Raw genomic sequence first — 17,303 nt, forward strand, 5'->3', positions numbered from 1 at the left:
TCCCCAACAAATAGCGGCCAGGCTGACACCTCGAGAAATAGATTTGTTGTTTGGCATTAATGAAAGTAGCCCAAATGTACAATGTTTGGATAGGGAGCAGGTGCATTAGCCGAGATTTTTGCTAGCGGTTTCTATGATATAGAAGGTGTCCACCGTTTAGTCATCCAGCCGAAAAGTATATTAAGTGAATTTAGGACCGTCAGGCATGGATTTCTTTTTGTAATTCGTGGAGAGGCTAGAATGTGTGTGAATGGAACGTCTATGAATTACATCCAGGATCAGTATTTCATGGGGCTCCAGGCATGCAACTGGACGCGCAAGTTATAGGTCAATCAGAGTACGAGTACTATTTACTGTTTTCTAGATTTGACAAGTTAGACGAAGTATATAGCGGTCATGAATGCGACTCTCATTTCAAACTGGAAGCGGGAGCAAATCCGAGAGTGCTAGAATTACTTATCATGCTCCATCAGAATGCCAATACACTTAGAGGTATTGGGAAGCTTCGTGTCAAGGAATTATTTTTTAGCGTCATGCATCATGTTCTGGTGAGTTACAAGCATCGAGAGAGTGGCAGTTCTCCAAGTGAAAGGGTGATAGAGGAGGCTCTTGCATACATAAACAGGCATTATATGAATCCGTTGACAATCGACGAGTTGGCTGAGCTGCATGCAATGAGTCCCAAGCGCTTCTCATACTTCTTTCACAAATATACTGGGCTTTATCCAATCGACTATGTTATCAATTATCGTATGGAAAGAGCTAGTGACTTACTTAAAGTAGGCAATTTCCCCATCCGCGATATTGCTATCAGTGTCGGTTATGCCAATCCGCTATATTTCAGTAGAGTGTTTAAAAAGAAGTTTGGTGTGTCTCCCTCCGCATACACACATAAATTAGATAATCATACATATTGAGTTTCTGATTTATGTATTACGCCTGCAATCTGGTGATGAACCTGGAGTGCAGGCTTCTTCCCTTTTGTTTCATTCTTTCCTTCCTGTTTCACCGTAGCCCTATCCTACATGTCGGCTAAATCATCATTCAGTAAACCTGGATTAGATAATAATGCATATAGCATTTGTGATTTGTTCATTTGCATTTGTTGCAGACCTTGCTACACTATATTTTGATAATGAGAATCATTATTAACTAGTCGCCTTCTAGAGCCAGCATCTGATCAGAGTATTTCCTGGGCGCAAAACTATTTTTACTATATAGGAAGGGTTGGTAGTATTGACTGTAAATAGACAATTATGTATTGGATTAGTCTTATCTGCTTGGTTGAAAGGAGGCGACTGGCGGCGCCCAGACAGCGGTGTGGAAAAAATGGGTTCAATTGATCCTTACATTGATTTGGCAAAGATGGCGGAGAAGTCAAAGCTCGATTTTCTTTTCAGGGCGGATTATCTTTATGTTAGCCCACAGATGCTCGGCGATTCCGCTAATTTTGGTAGCCCTGACCCTACTATGATATTTGCAGCGATTGCTCGTGAAACCGAGCGGATCGGGCTAGTTACGACTATTTCTACGACTTTTAATCCACCGTATGTTGTTGCTAGACAGCTTCAGTCTTTGCATTGGCTGAGCAATGGACGTGCTGGCTGGAATATTGTCACTTCTATTGAAGGTGCCGAAAATTTCGGTGAGTCACCTATGCCTTCACCCCAAGAAAGATATGCGAAAGCAATTGAATTTACTGATGTCGTACGCAAACTCTGGGAGAGTTTTCCGAGTGAAGCCATTGTTATTGACCGTGAGTCAGGCATGTTTTCTGATAAGGATAAGGTTTCCCCAATTAATCATTCAGGTGAGTTTTTTAGTGTTAAGGGACCACTTACTTTGCCTGCCCATAAATCGGGACCAATTCCTTTATTTCAAGCAGGTGCGTCGGATACAGGACGAAATTTTGCCTCTTCAATAGCAGATGCTATTTTTGCAGCGATGCCAGACCTTGAATCGGGAGTGGAATTGCGAAATGATCTGAGAAGAAGAGCTATGGAGCATGGGCGTGATCCGGACGCCATAAGAGTTTTGCCAGGTTTATATTTTTTCTTGGCCGAAACTCGCGAGGAAGCCCATGAATTACATAAGGCTGCACATGCACATTTGACTATTGAGCGCAGACATGCATCGCTTAAATCTGTGCTGGGTCTTGATTTGAGCAGCTTTGCTTTGGATCGTCACGTAACTTCCGATATGCTTCCCGATCCGAATCAGCCAGTCCGCAGCCGAACACATGCTGAGCTGTTGCGCCGATATATTACAAAACATCAGCCTACAGTGGAAGAGGTATTGGCAAGGCCGGAGGTTGTCGGGTCTGCTCACTGGGTTTCCGTTGGAACGGTTGAGGACGTATTGAACGATATTATTGAGCGGTTTGAGGCTGGAGCTATTGACGGATTTATAGCTATTCCGGGCGGTTCAGAAAAATCTTTGAAAATATTTTTTGAAAAGCTGATGCCGCAGTTGGTTGAAAGAGGTTTGTTCAGAAGTGTATATACGGGTGTCACCCTGCGTGAGCATTTAGGGATTAATATTACTGATTGAAGCCAGACGTTATTTTAGGTTCAACCAAGTTCCCAAAAGAAGTGCTGAAAAAGTTGCAATTAAAGATTAATCTGCTCGGACTAACGACACGCTTATAACAAAATAAAATTTGAGGTGGATTATTCATGTCTTCAACAGCAGAAACACAGCAAACAAAAGTGATTAAAACTACTCCAATATTAATTTCTTTCTTAATTGCTGGTTTCATTGGATTGTTCAGTGAAACGGCTTTAAACATGGCTCTCGGGGATTTAATTCAATTATTTTCTATTAGTTCTTCCACGGTTCAATGGCTGACAACAGGTTATTTATTAACCTTGGGGATATTAGTTCCTGTCTCGGGTCTCTTACTTCAATGGTTTAGTACACGTCAAATATTTATTGTGTCATTGATTTTTTCAATTATTGGGACACTAGTCGCAGCTCTTGCACCAAGCTTCGAAGTATTAATGTTTTCTCGAGTGATTCAGGCTATAGGTACGGGATTATTGCTGCCCCTGATGTTTAATTCGATCTTATTGATTTTTCCCATCAATAAGAGAGGTGCAACAATGGGACTAATAGGGTTAGTCATTATGTTTGCACCCGCAGTTGGACCCTCAGTCTCAGGATTAATTCTTGAAAAACTAACTTGGCATTGGATTTTCTGGGTTTGTTTACCGTTTCTAATTCTTGCGTTGGTATCGGGTATATTGTATATGCAGAATGTTTCGACCATAACTAAACCCAAAATTGATATATTATCTATTATCCTATCTTCGATTGGTTTTGGCGGAATCGTCTATGGCTTTAGCAGCGCGGGTGAGAATGGCTGGGGAAGCACGATTGTGATTACGATGATTATTATAGGCCTTGCTGCACTTACCTTGTTTTCTTTGCGACAATTAAAAATGGATGAACCGATGCTTGATTTACGTGTATTAAAATATCCAATGTTTACTCTAGGTTTATTGGCCGTATTTATTTGCTTCACGGTAATAATGTCCACGATGATTTTGTTGCCATTATATTTGCAAACAGGGCTAGCATTGACTGCATTTACCGCGGGGCTTGTTTTGTTGCCAGGTGGTGTGCTGAATGGATTAATGTCCCCGATCACAGGTCGTATCTTTGACAAATTCGGACCAAGAGGACTTGTTATACCTGGATTTGCGATCATGTCTATCATGTTATGGATCATGTCAAACGTCACCATTGAAACGCCGGTTAGTATGGTGATTGTGATGCACTCCATTCTATTTATAGGTGTATCGATGGTTTTGATGCCTGCTCAGACAAATGGACTAAATCAATTACCGAAAAATCTTTACCCAGATGGTACTGCTTTAATGAATACATTACAGCAAATGTCGGGAGCAATTGGCACTGCAGTTGCGATTACGATTATGTCCGCTTCTCAGAAAAGATATATGAACAATATGACTGATCTATCTGACCCTTCTTCAATTGGAGCTTCATTAACAGCGGGAGTACAGGACTCCTTTATATTCACTCTAATTATAGCTATGGTTGGTTTAATTATTTCCTTCTTCATCAAATCTTCTCGCGTTAAATAGGGCTTACTGAATAATTTAAAACTCTTATTTCACGGCTCAAAACAAAAACCAGTGGTTGACATCATAATGCGAGGATTATTTAAATGAAATTCCTGGGTATTTATTTACAACATATCCCAAATATATTATGCTTGTCTCAACATTAACGGTAGTACCATAGTGCAATCCGATGGCATCGATGACAAAGACCTTACTGGCTTAGCTGGTGAGGTCTTTCTTTAGGCGGGAATGGATTGAAGTTTTCACAAAGAATAGGTAAAACTTTGTTTTGAGGTTTTGTTTTTTTGATAAAAAATGTAAGATGAAGACTTGTTTTTTATACGATAATATCATACATTTATGTCAACGTCAAAATATAACAATACGTAAATCACGAGGAGATGGTTGAACTTGACCTTGAATCAGTACCGTATATTGGCTGATGAGATAGGGGGAGAGAATGGACAGAAGATATTAGAGCTTGTTAACCAGTTGGAAGAGGCGAGGGGAATTATTGCAGGTATGAAGTTCCCGCGTGTTCTTGGTAATAAAGAAGTTGCAGACGCCCTCGGAGTTGACCCTAAGAATATGCATCATACACGAAAAACTCGCTTCTTCCCTGATCCCGACTTTATTGTTGGATCTCGTCCATTTTGGTTCGAGACCACAATTCAGGTCTATCAGGACAAGATTGAGGAGTGGCGCAACAAAAAGTAGATAAAAGGTCTAGGGGGAATTTGGTGGAAGCATTTTGGTTTATGCTTTGTTCAATGATTGAAACGCTGGCCATTTATTCATTGATAATGTCGTTGTTTAGATTTAAAACATCCGAGTACATATGGCAAGCATTATTCGTGATGCTGTTTGCAAATTTACAAAGTTTTATTTTACGTAATGAACTTTCACTAGCTTTTGTTGCACCATTAATTACCATCGTAATATTCATCTTTTTGTTTACGACGGTCATTAAAGTACCAGTATTATGGTCAGCGACTTGTACAATACTTGGTTATGTATTGTACGCATTAATTCAAACCGTTTATGTTATGGCCCTCTTTGAGTCAGTCGAGGAGGTTCAAACACCAGGAATCGATGCATACGTGCTTCAACTAATTTCAGGTGCCACAGCCTTATTATTATCTTGGTTAATGTATAGGTTTGGAATTGGATTCTCGTTTGATTTTGAAAAGTTGCGATTCAAATTCGAGCATATTGTAATGACGGTTCTCATTGTTACAGTTCTACTTCTGGTTAGTGTGGTTTTCTATTACAACCGAATTTGGATTAATATCATTTTTTTCGCTACTACTTTTGGGCTGTTCATTTATTACATGATCCGAACAGAGGAGAGTGTTACGAATGATGATTGAAACCGCAGCTCTTAAGATCGCAGAGGGAATCAAAAGACAAGTCCCAGAACATAAATCCTCAGTAAATGTTCTTAAGCATGCCATAGCTATTGTACTAAACATCGTACTAATAATCTCTTTTACATTGATCGCTTCATCTATAACTGGAAACACAAAACAGGCATTAACCGCATTACTGGGATTTGCACTTCTCAGACAGTTCTCGGGCGGGGTTCATTTAAAAACGGGGGCTTGGTGCATTATTGTTACAACAGTTTTGTTTACGGGGATATCGTTCATCGAACTGCCAGTGTTGTATATTCAGATATTTAATATTATCAGTCTCTTGCTTGTCGGCATCTTTGCTCCCAGCAGGATTGAAAAGCAGTCCAGAATACCGAAGGTTCATTACTCTAAACTAAGAGTCATCAGTAGTCTGATTGTTGTTTCAAATATTTTGATTCAATCTCCAACGCTTGCAGTTTGTTTTTTTATCCAAGCTTTGAGCTTGATTCACTGGAAAGGAGGTGAACTTCATGACACTGATCAATAAAGCTAAACGCAGCACTTTTGCTGCTATTGCTTCCGCTTTGACGTTGGTTGCAGTATTTTTCGTAAATGTCGCTAGCCCTGTTTATGTCTATAGCGGTGATACACCTGAAGAGTTGTTGAAATAAATTTAGAATGGGGCTGATTCAATGCAATATCTGTCTGTTACACGGGATATTGATGGAGAATCAGGAATTGTAAATCTCAGTATTGTTAAGCAGGATAAATGCACCAATTAAGTTTTCAGCACCAAATAACCATTACATAAAAAGAAGAAACCTCCTTGATGTACAGAGGCCACTGAAGAACCTGTGGTTTTGACAGAACAGCTAAGAGAGCACGAAACAAAAGACGGCCCTTATCCCGATTTTTGGGGATGGGGTCGTCTTTTGCTGTTTAGGAGGGCTTTATCCGTTCCTCGGTCATGGCAAGATGCGTTTTGTATCAAAAGAACGATGTATCCGCGCTCTTGTGACCGACTTTTGCATCTTGGTCCTCTGAAATTCGCAACTGTTCAAGGTCTTGTAAATCCTGATCCAATGTGCAGACATAAAAAAAACGCGGCATCCTTGGGTGTCCCGTAGTGGTACAATGAGTATTGGCCGGTTACCCGGTCTGATGGACGCGCAGAAAGACAAGGAAATGGCGCAGTAGCGGCATGACGTAACCATCCGGCGGTACGCCGGGACTTGTGGACATTTTGTCCACAAGTGGCGCGGGTTTTGGGGAACCCCAACAAGCAATTTTGTGCACATTTGAATTGCTTGCGGGTACAGTGGTAAGCGGATAATGATATCTACATATCAGTCAGAAGGTGTAGTCGTTTTGCTTGCCAGGCTCTTAATTATCCGAATATACTTAAAAACAGTAGATCACCGAATAATCAGATTGGTTGATGATAAATTTACGCACAGACTGTATTCAATAACTATTTATACATAGCGAGGACAAAATGATTAAGTTAGCAATTTGCGACGATGACATTTCGGTGTGCAATTCAATTGAAGATATGATATGGAAAATGGAGCTCGGCAACCTATCTCTGGACGTATTCGGTAGTGGTGCTGAGTTAATGGACTATATGAATACAACCGAAGAGCGATTCAATATCTATTTGTTGGATATTGAAATGCCGCACACCAGCGGAATTGAAACCGCCGCCTGTATTCGGAAAGCAGACCGGGACGCCCTTATTGTATTTGTTACCAGTCACAAGGAGTATGTTTATGAGGTTTTTAAGGTGCTTCCGTTCCGATTTTTGTGCAAGCCAGTGCAATTTGATGCTCTGAAAGTCGTATTGCAGGACGCAGTTGAGCACATCCGGCGAGAAAACCAGATTTTCTTTTTTCAGATAGGCCATGAAAAGCGGCAATTGCCGTACCGGGAAATTTCCTATTTTGAGGGAGCCGGGCGAAAAGTGCGCATTCACAGCATAGGGGGAACCGTGGAATACTATGAGCGAATTTCAAAGGTCGCGGACACGCTGGACGCAAATCTGTTCACCCAAATTCACGCATCTTATATTGTAAATATGGAGTGTATCCGCGTAATCAGACAAGACGAGGTGGAACTTGCCGGAGGTGTAGAGCTGCCGGTGAGCCGTAAATACCAAATAGTATTGAAACAGGGTCATATATCCTTTCTCAAACGGCGGGGAGGTTTCCAATGAACATTTTTCCGTCAATTGATTTCGTATATCTGTTTTTGCTGCAATTCATGTTTGGACTTGTGGATATGGTATTAGTCGCTCGTTTGTACGAACGTATTTATGGCCGACCTGCCATTAGCAGAAACAAAATATTTGCTCTGGCTCTTGGATTAGGAGCAATAACCGCCATCGTGTGGCGGCTCATTTTGGCGCATCATCGGCCGACCTCCACGCCGCCTGCAACATTGATCAGTAGTCTCCTTTTGTTGCCTCTTTTTCGTGAAACAAACCGAAGAAAAAAAGTCCTGTTCAGCCTTGTGTTGTTTGTGGTGGCCTGTCTTTGGCTTTCCGCCTATGATTTGGTTGTAACGCCAATGCCCAATAAAAACAATTGGCTTATAGAGGTTATGTACCACATGGGCTTCTGGCTTATACTTGAGGCAACAGGATATATTGGCCGCAAGAGGCGGCAAGTGGTTCCGCCCTCTATATGGGCACTTCTCACAGCTATCTCGGTCATCAGTATTCTGGTATACTTTGGGATGTTTGATCACATTATGAGCCGTGAAGGGCCTTATGCTTACACGATTGAGATCGTGGTCATGTTGGCTTTATTGTTTATTAACATTGCGCTGTTTGTGCTATTCGACCGCTTTGCCGCTTTTACCGAGTCCGACCGTGAACGGCACTTACTGGAGCAGCAGTTACAACTGCAAAACAAGCACTATCAACAGTTGGAGCGGCTCCACAGCCAAATACGCACCATACATCACGATGTGCGAAACCACCTAAACGCTGCGGCGACACTCGCCACGCAAGGGGATCAGGGAGCTTTGGAGCATTATCTGTGGGAGGCTTCCTGTCAGATCGGTCACTACGAACAAGCGGTGATGACCGGCAATCCCACCTTAGATACGATTCTGAACATAAAAATTGCAGAATTGAAGCAGTCCAATATCACCATGGAAACAGATGTCCATGTGCCTGCGGATTTGAAGCTCACGTTTGATCAGGCGTCTACTATTTTTGGCAATTTGCTTGACAATGTACGAGAGGCTTGTGAAAAATTACCGAAAGAGAGGCGTTGGGTGCGTATTGTCTTGGCCTATGTCAATCAGTCGTTGGTCATCAGTATCGTAAATGCAACAGCAGAAGAAGTCGGCGCGTGGGAAGGGAAATTTCCGGTATCAAGCAAGACTGACCGGACGAGTCACGGCTTGGGGCTTAAAAGTGTGCTGCAAAAGGTGGAACCGAACGGATCATTGTGTATTAAAAGTCAACCTGAGTCTTTTACGATAGAAATAGTGCTTTATGGCCTATAAACCAATTTTAACGAGTACAGTGTTCAATTTTGACAACATCAATAAATCCTCCTTGTGGTGGCGCTATACTGTTTATAACAAAAACAGGCGACGCAAGGAGGATATTTTAATGAAAAAATTAGCTATATCAATATTGGTTATTTTCATGGTAGCAACAACATCAGGCTGTTCACTTAGCGCACAAAGGATTGTTGAGCGATCAGTTCAAAAAGCTGTGTCTGAGAGTATCAATGAGGCGACAGATGGGGCCATATCAGATTCTATCAGTCAAATTACAAGTCAGGCTGTCGCAGAAGCAATAGCCGCCAGTGATTTTGGAGCAATGGTTGAATTTGTTACGGCCACAGTCAATGAGGCCATGAATGAAGCCATGAGTGAGATGAATTCCGATTCCATGCGAAATATAATGGCCGAGGACATTCGTGAAGCAATGGCAGATGTTGACTATGATGATTTTGACATGACCAAAAAACAGAAAATTGAGATATGGTCGGCAGATGAAAGTCAGTTGCTCCGCACGATTACCGACAACCGTGAAATTATAGACTATGTTAGAAATGAACACATGGAAGATTGGCGGTTTTTCAGCGAAATTCCTAAAGATGCAGAAGTTCAATATAAAATCGTATATTGGCGGGAGACTACAAAAACGGCTGTGAACCCAAATAGCAAATTAGTCATCAGTGCCCGCGATACCTTATATAAAACTTCCGATGGCAATTACTACATTCATACCGAAGTTGCTGGTATAGACATTGTACAATTGGTAGCATATATTCCAAAAGAAGTAGGCCAATTTTTAATTGGCGTTGCAGAAGGAAACGAGATTTTACTCCCTACTGAATAATAATGACCGAACTTGTAGAGCGTTAAGAAGTTGGGTCATATCTCCGCCGCGCAAGCGGAAAAGAAAAAAAACGTGCGGCGGCGGATGTTTCTCCATGCTGGTGATACCTTTATCATCTGCACAGGCAATGTAAATCTTCTAAATAGACGCGTCCCGCAGTTCTTTTGCGTGGTCGCGTTTTGTGCTGCCCTTTTTTCAGACAAGCCCTGCTACGTGTGGACATTTTGTCCAGAAGTGCGGTACTGTCCCGGCTGCCGATCCCCGCTATACTCCATTTCGATTTTGCGCGTTTTCCCAAAGAATCGAGATGGAGACTTTATCATGGTGAAAATCAATCTGCTTTTTTTATGTCCTCGGTTATCCGGGGGGTTCTTATATATAAAGAGAGACAGGGCTCCAACGAGGATGGCATGAAATTATAATAACGCCCAATGGACTTGGGCGTATAGTTGCCAACCTATTCTCTCAGTTGTTCCCACAATCGAGAGGTGGAGGAGATTATTAAAGATCTAGGGTTCCAAAAATCGAGTTATTACTAGGGTTTCTAAAAGTGACAGAGGTAATATCCAAGTTTTCTGGCAGAGAAAGCGAAACTTGAATAATCTTAGTCTCACCGGCGAACAAATTGTTATGGTTGTAGGAAGTGGCTGAACTTATTTTCTTACTACCGATAACAGCATGATCAAAAAAATCTAATGCACCCCATGCGAATCTGTCCGTAGGCTCTGCGTTAAGTGTTGCTTCATATTGGATTATGGCGAACTTGTGTCCTGATTCTGCAAGCATACCGGACGTTTCTCCAGGCTTTGAAGGGATGAAATCCGTGTAACTTACACTATTCACTTTTATTGTCATATCACCTTTCGTAGCAGTTTCATTGAGCTTGAGTTTCAATGGTGTTTGTGGTGCGCTTGATTGATTAGAACCTAATTGGGGATTTGATGTTGTTTGTAATCCTTTTGTCTTTAATTCTATTTTCTTAGCCTTGTTATCGAATGAAGACACTTCAGCATTTAACATCTCAGCAACCTCACGAACCGGAAGGTATGTGGTGCCTTTATATACAATCGGGTCTGATTTGAGGGTTTGTTTTTGACCATCCACCACAAACGAGAATTTGGATAGGACGGCTTGAATAGTTCCAGGGGCAGCTGCTGCAATTGTTACGGATCCGATCATCATACCGAGCGCTAAAGTGGCGACGGTTTTAATGATTTTTTTGTTCAAAATGATACATCTCCTTTTTTAGTCAAGTATAACACTTATTACGGAAGATTTTGGATGGGGTTTTATATTTTGGGAGTAGTTTTTATATAGAGAGAGTGGGAAGGGTCATGCACTTCATAGATTAGACAAAATTGAGAACCGCTCAAACATGGCTCTGGCGTATATTTGCCGGGGCTTTTGTTTTGGGAGTAGCTGCTTTTATTATGTCTGCTGGGCTTATGCGAACACCGAAAATACCAGACTAGAGTATCTTATATATTATCCTTGTCCTTGCGGTAGGACTAACAACCGGTTTGCTAGTTTGGACCGTAGAGGCAATTCTACAAGGCATCCTTGTTAAAGCCCTTTGCTGTATTGGGTCAATAAGCTGTAAAGCAACCTGTAAAGGCGGTGAGTGATCGTGAAAAAGGTATGGATTGATGCAGGTCATGGCGGTAAAGATTCCGGCGCGGTCGGAAATGGGTTGAAAGAAAAGGATATTGCGCTGGATGTATCCTTGGGTGTAAAGAAACGTCTGGAAGATAATTATGACGGTGTGCAGGTGCTGCTAACCAGATCCACAGATGTTTTCTTGGAGTTATCTGAACGAACCAAAGCGGCAGATAAAGCTGGAGCTGATATTCTTGTTTCTGTCCATTGTAACGCTGGGGGTGGAGCCGGTGGTTTTGAGACTTTTAGATATATCAATTCACAGCCGGCATCTGTAGCTTTACAGAATGTTCTTCACAAGGAGATCATGGTCGCATTAAAACCATTTGGCGTGATCGATCGGGGGCAGAAAGCAAAGAACCTGCACATGGTTCGCGAGAGCAAAATGCCAGCCGTATTGACAGAGAACCTGTTTATCGATGTGGCTTCGGATGCTGCCAAGCTTAAGCGTCAGGAAGTCATTGACGCACTGATTGAGGGGCATGTACAAGGTATAGCTAAGTATCTCGGACTAAATAAAAAGGAGGGGAAACCAGTGACAAAGGAAAGAGATATTAATATTGTGAGTCCTTGGGCCGAAGCAGTGTGGAAAGACATGACTGATAAAAAATATTTTGATGGTAGTCGTCCAGGCGCTCCGATCACACGGGAAGAAATGGCGATTGTGCTAAGTCGAGTTATAAATAACCTTTCTCATAAATAAAACATAGACTCTGCTGGCTTAGGCTGGTGGGGTTATTTTATACATAAATCATCCTGAAACCATCCCTAAAACCGCCTTCATAAATGTTAGGATGTATTACCATAATTAAAGAACATACATTATTGATTGCGGTGAAGGGTTTATGCAAACGCGAAAAGAAAAAGAACTCTTTGATAAAGAGTTCAAGAATGTATCTGATCGTATAGCTGCGACTAAAGCAGAAATGAAAGAGAAGTCAAAAAACAGGACCCTTATTCGAAATAAATAGCGATGGGAGATACGATAGCATCTCCTTTTTTTATTGATTTCATTTCACAAAGCACTAACTCGACCACTTCATTAACTCCTCGAGATAATTCAATGAAATTTCCGTCCTCTTTAAAAATATTAGTTTCGAATGATTTAAATATTTTAGTTACCCTACCTATTAAAGTTACCTGTATACTGGAGCCCTCGCCATATTTGAAATTAAGCTCACTGCTACTTTCTCTAAGATAATCGGACTAAAGGAGCGATGTAACCACCTTGCTTTAGATACAACTGAGTAGGGAGTATAGAAGTCAAATATTTTAATATAGTATCAATGGCTCTGATACCTCGTTCTACTGCAGGTTCGAGGCGTTGATTTTGCTTACCTTTGCTCTGTTTTGGTGTGGTAAGGTTTTCGGTAGTAAGCGAAATTATAGCTCGCATAGAATCGGAATTTGTTAAATTTTTTAAATAATCTAAATCAAACAAATTGAAAGTCGACTTTATTTTCACATAATTACCTATTTGTTCTTCTCCGCTTGTAGCATCGGTTATAATATTTAATAGCTGTTTTTTGTTAAGGTATTCTACAAAATCATCAAGGGCGTTATCATGTAACTGTTTAGAGATGATTTCTTTTCCAGCGTCGGTTTGGGTTAAAGAAACTGTTTCCTCATAATGATTGTTACCATTATATTTGTACAGTAATTTAGCACTTGGTGATGAAATGATAAATGGGATATCGACACTACCACTATTAGTTGATTTTGAGGTTGGTAGTGGTAATATAAGGTTAAAAGATGCATCACCAGAAGCAATTACAGAAATGAACAATATACTTAACTCGCAGTTGCAAACCAGAGCTACTTCTTATCCAACACCTTACACATACATGAAGAACGAAGATCGGTCTTTGAGTGAAAAATTCAACGCAGCAACTAAAGCAGCTTTTGCAGCATCCTTTGCCGCTTGGGCGCAAAACTGGACAATAGGTTAGCAAAAAGTTGTTGCTGCTGGTGTAGCTGGATACGGAGCGTATTATTTTCTGAATTCTACTACAGAAGATATATATACGTTTCTTAAATACTATTATAGAGAATTGGGTCCTGGTTTTTTTGATAATAACGGTAATTTTGTTGGAGATTACGAAATCAAAAAAACAATTAGAGTCACAACAAACAGCAACGGAACTGGCGGATCGTATGATGAGGATATTAGACCCTCTTCAATAGTAATACCGATTTGGTATTGAAATGAGATGATTTGATGTGAGAGCATACTTTATTTATGAACAATCGAGTTTTGTTAAACCTTTACTACATTCGTTTGTCTTATTGATCGTGGTTTTTATAGGTGACTTAATCACACGGATTAAGGGTGTAAGAGGAAAGGTTAATAACAAAAAGGAATGAATTACCTACAGTTTTTAATGAAAATTTAAGTAGATAGTGCAATAGGAACTGACCACACGGTGTAAGACAAATCAAAAAACAGCCCCTACCGGCTTATATGCTGGTAGGGTCTTTGATTGTTATAGATGGTTACCACCTTGCAATAACTATGCCTATTGTAATTAAGCTGATACGATTGATACCACAGAAATCCACGATTAGTGGCTAATGAATTTTAATTATTTTCTTTTATTCGCGAAACACTTTGGATCCAATCTTTCCAGGCAGCCGGATCAGCAGTAATTCCATCATCTAAGATTATTAAACTGCTAAGAAGACCCCCGATTTCATCGGCTTTTGTTCTCTTATAATACTCTTCCAAGAAATCAACCATTGCATTAAAAGCCTCTAATTCTGATAGCGACATTACTTCTTCACCTGCAATATTTAATATTTTTTGTGGTGGTTTTGTAGGTTTGCTGAGACCACTCATATCATTATAGGGTCTTGGAGTAGGGTTAAGTCCACCATTTATAATTTTATTATTTCTTGCTTGTACCCATATTTGTGACCCATCGTCTCTATTTTTCGCGTACCAATCGTTACCATACTGATCTTCACCTAAATAATTATCCTCATTTGCTGTATTTAATAATTCTTCGCGATTCTCGGCTGTATCCTCAGTAAAATGTCCATCACTATCTCTAAAAATATGACCTACTCTTTTTTCATCAATTTCAATATCATTGTTTATAACCGATACACCAGTACCGTCCCAAGTGTAATCATTTATTTTTGTATTTGTTATAATGCCATCGGCATTTGGCAATGGCACAACAACTGTTTTATCCTTAATCGTTGGCTTAGGGATATCCCAATCTATCGGGCCAGTGTAAACGTCTTTGCCTAGCTTATATTGCGTACCGTCCCACTGTAACGCTTGCCCCGCATTTGGTACACCTTGAGCTACTTTGGGTACAAATGTAGGTGTTGGTATAAGTATCTGCGGATTGCCTGCCCGATCACGTTGTAACATGCTATCAATCGACGGATCAATCCATGTGTTTTGTGCCTGTGTAGATGCAGGTATTACTGCTTTAAATTCAATTTTGTCATTAGGCCAATACGGATTTATAGCACCATTCATTAATGCAACTAAAGCAGTCAATGAATTATTAGATCCTAAATCTACATTTTTTCTAATTTGCCATTCAGATACCGCAGGTGCTGATAATCCTATATATCTAAAAACCCCAGCATTATCGTACACTCTAGACAAAGTAACTTGTCTCGAACCGTTATAACCTTGCCAATCTCCTCCGTTAGACCTCAGTACAATATATCCGCCTACATAACTACTGCCGTTATAACTTGCATTCTATTCCAACCTTTCAGACCCAGAGTATTTAAAAGTGCCTGTAGGAGTATTAACCACATAATTTACATTTGCATTAGCTGTATCAATCATCTCTGGAAACACAGACTTCCAAAAATTAACCACATCCTGAGACAAAGAAACAGCATAACTACCCGCTGCATTAGCAGCTTCTATCGACAATCTAAATGACTCTTTAACTGTTTCTTGTGCACCATCCTATACCCTCTGTGCATGTGCATGGATCTCATCACTATACTCTGTGTAACCCAATACACCTGCAGTACCTGCCAATACCAACGCAACGCCCACGTATGCACCTGCGCCGATTTCAATTCCTGCAGGTATGGCCAAACCCGGATTTGCTTTTGCTTTGGGTTGGAAACTAGCTGAAAAAAGTAGAATGAACAAGCAGAAGATAGTGAGAATTTTTTTGAAAATAGAATTCATGTATCTATTACCTCCCATAACATGTAAATAATTACTTGATTTTAACTTTTTATAGTGCTTAAGTCTAGGTGTTTATTTACACTTCATATGGGGCCTTAAGACAGGTGCTCAAGATATTATTTGAAGGTAGAGTTGATTTGTGGAATAGTGTTATAAATTGATTGTTTTTACAATATTCCCGTTTGCCGGTGCAGATTGTTTTTTCACAGGATCTCCTCAATGTACTTTATTTTAAAAAATGCTGAAACAGCTTATTTGTTAAAAGAGTTTGTTTTACATTTTAACTCTATTACACGACTCACATGCTTTATATCCGCAAGAGGTATATATATCACACCATTATCATTTCGCAGCTTCACCCGATCCGTGCAAGCCTCTGGTATTCCCTCATGTACTTCTCCGTCAATCAGGCGGATTGTTAGCTGCTGCTTCTTCTGTATGGCTACCTTTATTTCTTTATTCCACATTAGTATTTCTCCCTTAAATGCTCTGAAGCGAAAATAAACAACCAGTCACCGGTGGATTTCCGACGACTGGCTGCTTAAACTTGCAAGGTGTTTTGATCCCTGTCTCACAAACCGGGGTCAGTCCCGTATTCCTGCGGCTCTTTATTATCTTATTCTTACTAAGACAGGCTTACTCCGGAAAAAAATTAGAGTTTGTATCCAACTACCATATCACAGTATATGTTCCAGAAAGCCAAGGATAATTGTAATTAAAAACCTTTACATAAAAGGTTCCTGTAAGATTCTTAAAGGTTGCGGAATCAGATTTGGTTCCGCTCAATACCTTATTGGCATATAGACCTTCATCTTTATATAATTCGACTGCCACAAAATTATCAATACTAGGTTCATCATTCACTCCAGGGTTAGAGTATACAGTAATTGTACCATTTGAGAGCGTAAAAGCACTAGAACGTATATTAAAATTCCAACTTCCTGTTCCAAACGGTAGAACTTGACCAAATGAAACACCATCTTGATTGCTAGGTTGTCCGCTATTTGTGGCAATGCTTTCTGAAGCACCTGCAATACTACTGATGCTTGACAACATGACAGTAGAGATCAATAAGCACTTTAGTGTATTATGTAGTCTCAAAATCAAAAAACCTCCTTAAAAGGAATTATTTCTCAGTAATTATATCATCATTTTGCAGACTAATGAAGTTAAAATTCTACATAAAAATAGAGATTTATATAATACTTAAGTGGATAAAAATAGTCTTGATATGAATCAAGTGCCTTTGAAGATGAAGGTTGAAATAATAGCAGTGTTGGATAAGGTACATATGTTTGCATAGGGGGATAAAATGCTTCCTGATCTTGAGCGCAAGCTGCTGCGAATTTTGGTCAACTGATTTTACGATAATAAAATTGAATGTTGTAGGAAGGGAAGCTTAATTGGAACGCGAACTTATAAACAACACTCTTCTCATAGCCTAGAGAGTATTAAAGCTTAATTATTATTCAATAGGAGAAAAATAAGGATGAAAATTAATAGACTCGAACCGTATGAGGATCAGGCTTTAGATTTGATAGTAAAAGGAATAAAACTTGTTCTCGAAAAGCGAGAAAATAAGACTATACTGAATTTTTCCTCATCGATTGAAGAAACGAATACTGAAGTATCAGTTAATACAAAAATGAGTTCTGCTGATAGCGACTATTGATGCAAAT

Annotated in this window: 19 protein-coding genes; 12 read left to right on the forward strand and 7 right to left on the reverse strand. The window is 40.1% G+C overall.

Annotation, left to right across the window (positions count from 1 at the left end):
• Positions 1-302: 302 nt before the first annotated feature.
• From MNQ98_RS09255 to MNQ98_RS09300, 10 genes are all read left to right on the forward strand, one after another.
• Positions 303-917 (forward strand): helix-turn-helix domain-containing protein, encoded by a 615-nt coding sequence (locus MNQ98_RS09255; protein ID WP_241932907.1) that lies wholly within the window; start codon positions 303-305, stop codon positions 915-917.
• Between the two features lie 319 nt (positions 918-1,236).
• Entirely contained in the window at positions 1,237-2,550 is a 1,314-nt protein-coding gene (locus MNQ98_RS09260) for an NtaA/DmoA family FMN-dependent monooxygenase (protein WP_241932908.1), read from the forward strand.
• 125 nt (positions 2,551-2,675) lie between these two features.
• Entirely contained in the window at positions 2,676-4,106 is a 1,431-nt protein-coding gene (locus MNQ98_RS09265) for a DHA2 family efflux MFS transporter permease subunit (protein ID WP_241932909.1), read from the forward strand.
• Between the two features lie 390 nt (positions 4,107-4,496).
• Positions 4,497-4,802: a hypothetical protein gene (locus MNQ98_RS09270; RefSeq protein ID WP_241932910.1), complete on the forward strand. Its 306-nt coding sequence runs from the start codon at positions 4,497-4,499 to the stop codon at positions 4,800-4,802.
• 23 nt (positions 4,803-4,825) lie between these two features.
• Complete coding sequence (locus tag MNQ98_RS09275) at positions 4,826-5,455, forward strand: hypothetical protein (protein WP_241932911.1); 630 nt, start codon at positions 4,826-4,828, stop codon at positions 5,453-5,455.
• Complete coding sequence (locus tag MNQ98_RS09280; protein ID WP_241932912.1) at positions 5,445-5,987, forward strand: accessory gene regulator ArgB-like protein; 543 nt, start codon at positions 5,445-5,447, stop codon at positions 5,985-5,987. Before MNQ98_RS09275 ends, MNQ98_RS09280 begins: the two co-directional genes overlap by 11 nt.
• Positions 5,971-6,111, forward strand: a complete 141-nt coding sequence (locus tag MNQ98_RS09285; RefSeq protein ID WP_241932913.1) for a cyclic lactone autoinducer peptide — start codon at positions 5,971-5,973, stop codon at positions 6,109-6,111. Before MNQ98_RS09280 ends, MNQ98_RS09285 begins: the two co-directional genes overlap by 17 nt.
• Positions 6,112-6,935: 824 nt before the next feature.
• Positions 6,936-7,652: a LytR/AlgR family response regulator transcription factor gene (locus tag MNQ98_RS09290; RefSeq protein ID WP_241932914.1), complete on the forward strand. Its 717-nt coding sequence runs from the start codon at positions 6,936-6,938 to the stop codon at positions 7,650-7,652.
• Positions 7,649-8,953 (forward strand): ATP-binding protein, encoded by a 1,305-nt coding sequence (locus tag MNQ98_RS09295; protein ID WP_241932915.1) that lies wholly within the window; start codon positions 7,649-7,651, stop codon positions 8,951-8,953. Before MNQ98_RS09290 ends, MNQ98_RS09295 begins: the two co-directional genes overlap by 4 nt.
• A 109-nt stretch (positions 8,954-9,062) precedes the next feature.
• Positions 9,063-9,800 (forward strand): hypothetical protein, encoded by a 738-nt coding sequence (locus tag MNQ98_RS09300; protein ID WP_241932916.1) that lies wholly within the window; start codon positions 9,063-9,065, stop codon positions 9,798-9,800.
• A gap of 501 nt (positions 9,801-10,301) precedes the next feature.
• Here MNQ98_RS09300 and MNQ98_RS09305 read toward each other — a convergent pair.
• Positions 10,302-11,027, reverse strand: coding sequence for a stalk domain-containing protein (locus MNQ98_RS09305; protein ID WP_241932917.1), 726 nt, complete (start codon positions 11,025-11,027; stop codon positions 10,302-10,304).
• Positions 11,028-11,427: 400 nt separating this feature from the next.
• On the opposite strand from MNQ98_RS09305, the gene MNQ98_RS09310 reads away from it, so the two are divergent.
• A complete protein-coding gene (locus MNQ98_RS09310; protein ID WP_241932918.1) occupies positions 11,428-12,159 on the forward strand; it encodes an N-acetylmuramoyl-L-alanine amidase in 732 nt (243 codons plus the stop codon).
• Positions 12,160-12,648: 489 nt separating this feature from the next.
• Here the strand turns inward: MNQ98_RS09310 and MNQ98_RS09315 are convergent, their stop codons facing one another.
• The 6 genes from MNQ98_RS09315 to MNQ98_RS09340 all read right to left on the reverse strand — a co-directional run bounded on the left by MNQ98_RS09315 (position 12,649) and on the right by MNQ98_RS09340 (position 16,725).
• Positions 12,649-13,242: a DUF6414 family protein gene (locus MNQ98_RS09315; RefSeq protein WP_241932919.1), complete on the reverse strand. Its 594-nt coding sequence runs from the start codon at positions 13,240-13,242 to the stop codon at positions 12,649-12,651.
• A gap of 792 nt (positions 13,243-14,034) precedes the next feature.
• Entirely contained in the window at positions 14,035-15,078 is a 1,044-nt protein-coding gene (locus MNQ98_RS09320) for a hypothetical protein (protein WP_241932920.1), read from the reverse strand.
• Positions 15,079-15,177: 99 nt separating this feature from the next.
• Positions 15,178-15,357 carry a hypothetical protein gene (locus tag MNQ98_RS09325; protein WP_241932921.1) on the reverse strand — a complete coding sequence of 60 codons (180 nt, stop codon included), beginning with the start codon at positions 15,355-15,357 and terminating at the stop codon, positions 15,178-15,180.
• 36 nt (positions 15,358-15,393) lie between these two features.
• Positions 15,394-15,624 carry a hypothetical protein gene (locus tag MNQ98_RS09330; RefSeq protein WP_241932922.1) on the reverse strand — a complete coding sequence of 77 codons (231 nt, stop codon included), beginning with the start codon at positions 15,622-15,624 and terminating at the stop codon, positions 15,394-15,396.
• A 251-nt stretch (positions 15,625-15,875) separates the two neighbouring features.
• Positions 15,876-16,091, reverse strand: a complete 216-nt coding sequence (locus MNQ98_RS09335; protein WP_241932923.1) for a hypothetical protein — start codon at positions 16,089-16,091, stop codon at positions 15,876-15,878.
• A 202-nt stretch (positions 16,092-16,293) separates the two neighbouring features.
• Positions 16,294-16,725, reverse strand: coding sequence for a hypothetical protein (locus MNQ98_RS09340; RefSeq protein ID WP_241932924.1), 432 nt, complete (start codon positions 16,723-16,725; stop codon positions 16,294-16,296).
• Positions 16,726-17,113: 388 nt separating this feature from the next.
• Between MNQ98_RS09340 and MNQ98_RS09345 the strand changes: the two genes are divergently transcribed.
• Positions 17,114-17,296 carry a hypothetical protein gene (locus MNQ98_RS09345; protein ID WP_241932925.1) on the forward strand — a complete coding sequence of 61 codons (183 nt, stop codon included), beginning with the start codon at positions 17,114-17,116 and terminating at the stop codon, positions 17,294-17,296.
• Positions 17,297-17,303 lie beyond the last annotated feature (7 nt).

Origin of the sequence: Paenibacillus sp. N3/727 (genome assembly GCF_022637315.1) — a bacterium.
Taxonomy (GTDB): domain Bacteria; phylum Bacillota; class Bacilli; order Paenibacillales; family Paenibacillaceae; genus Paenibacillus_AQ; species Paenibacillus_AQ uliginis.

What these genes read in the sequence shown, in the direction of transcription:
- MNQ98_RS09265 (WP_241932909.1), top strand. Translation starts at nt 2,676, where the DNA reads ATGTCTTCAACAGCAGAAACACAGCAAACAAAAGTGATTAAAACTACT.
- MNQ98_RS09335 (WP_241932923.1), bottom strand. Translation starts at nt 16,091, where the DNA reads ATGTGGAATAAAGAAATAAAGGTAGCCATACAGAAGAAGCAGCAGCTA.
- MNQ98_RS09300 (WP_241932916.1), top strand. Translation starts at nt 9,063, where the DNA reads ATGAAAAAATTAGCTATATCAATATTGGTTATTTTCATGGTAGCAACA.
- MNQ98_RS09285 (WP_241932913.1), top strand. Translation starts at nt 5,971, where the DNA reads ATGACACTGATCAATAAAGCTAAACGCAGCACTTTTGCTGCTATTGCT.
- MNQ98_RS09345 (WP_241932925.1), top strand. Translation starts at nt 17,114, where the DNA reads ATGAAAATTAATAGACTCGAACCGTATGAGGATCAGGCTTTAGATTTG.
- MNQ98_RS09255 (WP_241932907.1), top strand. Translation starts at nt 303, where the DNA reads ATGCAACTGGACGCGCAAGTTATAGGTCAATCAGAGTACGAGTACTAT.
- MNQ98_RS09295 (WP_241932915.1), top strand. Translation starts at nt 7,649, where the DNA reads ATGAACATTTTTCCGTCAATTGATTTCGTATATCTGTTTTTGCTGCAA.
- MNQ98_RS09280 (WP_241932912.1), top strand. Translation starts at nt 5,445, where the DNA reads ATGATGATTGAAACCGCAGCTCTTAAGATCGCAGAGGGAATCAAAAGA.
- MNQ98_RS09330 (WP_241932922.1), bottom strand. Translation starts at nt 15,624, where the DNA reads ATGAATTCTATTTTCAAAAAAATTCTCACTATCTTCTGCTTGTTCATT.
- MNQ98_RS09290 (WP_241932914.1), top strand. Translation starts at nt 6,936, where the DNA reads ATGATTAAGTTAGCAATTTGCGACGATGACATTTCGGTGTGCAATTCA.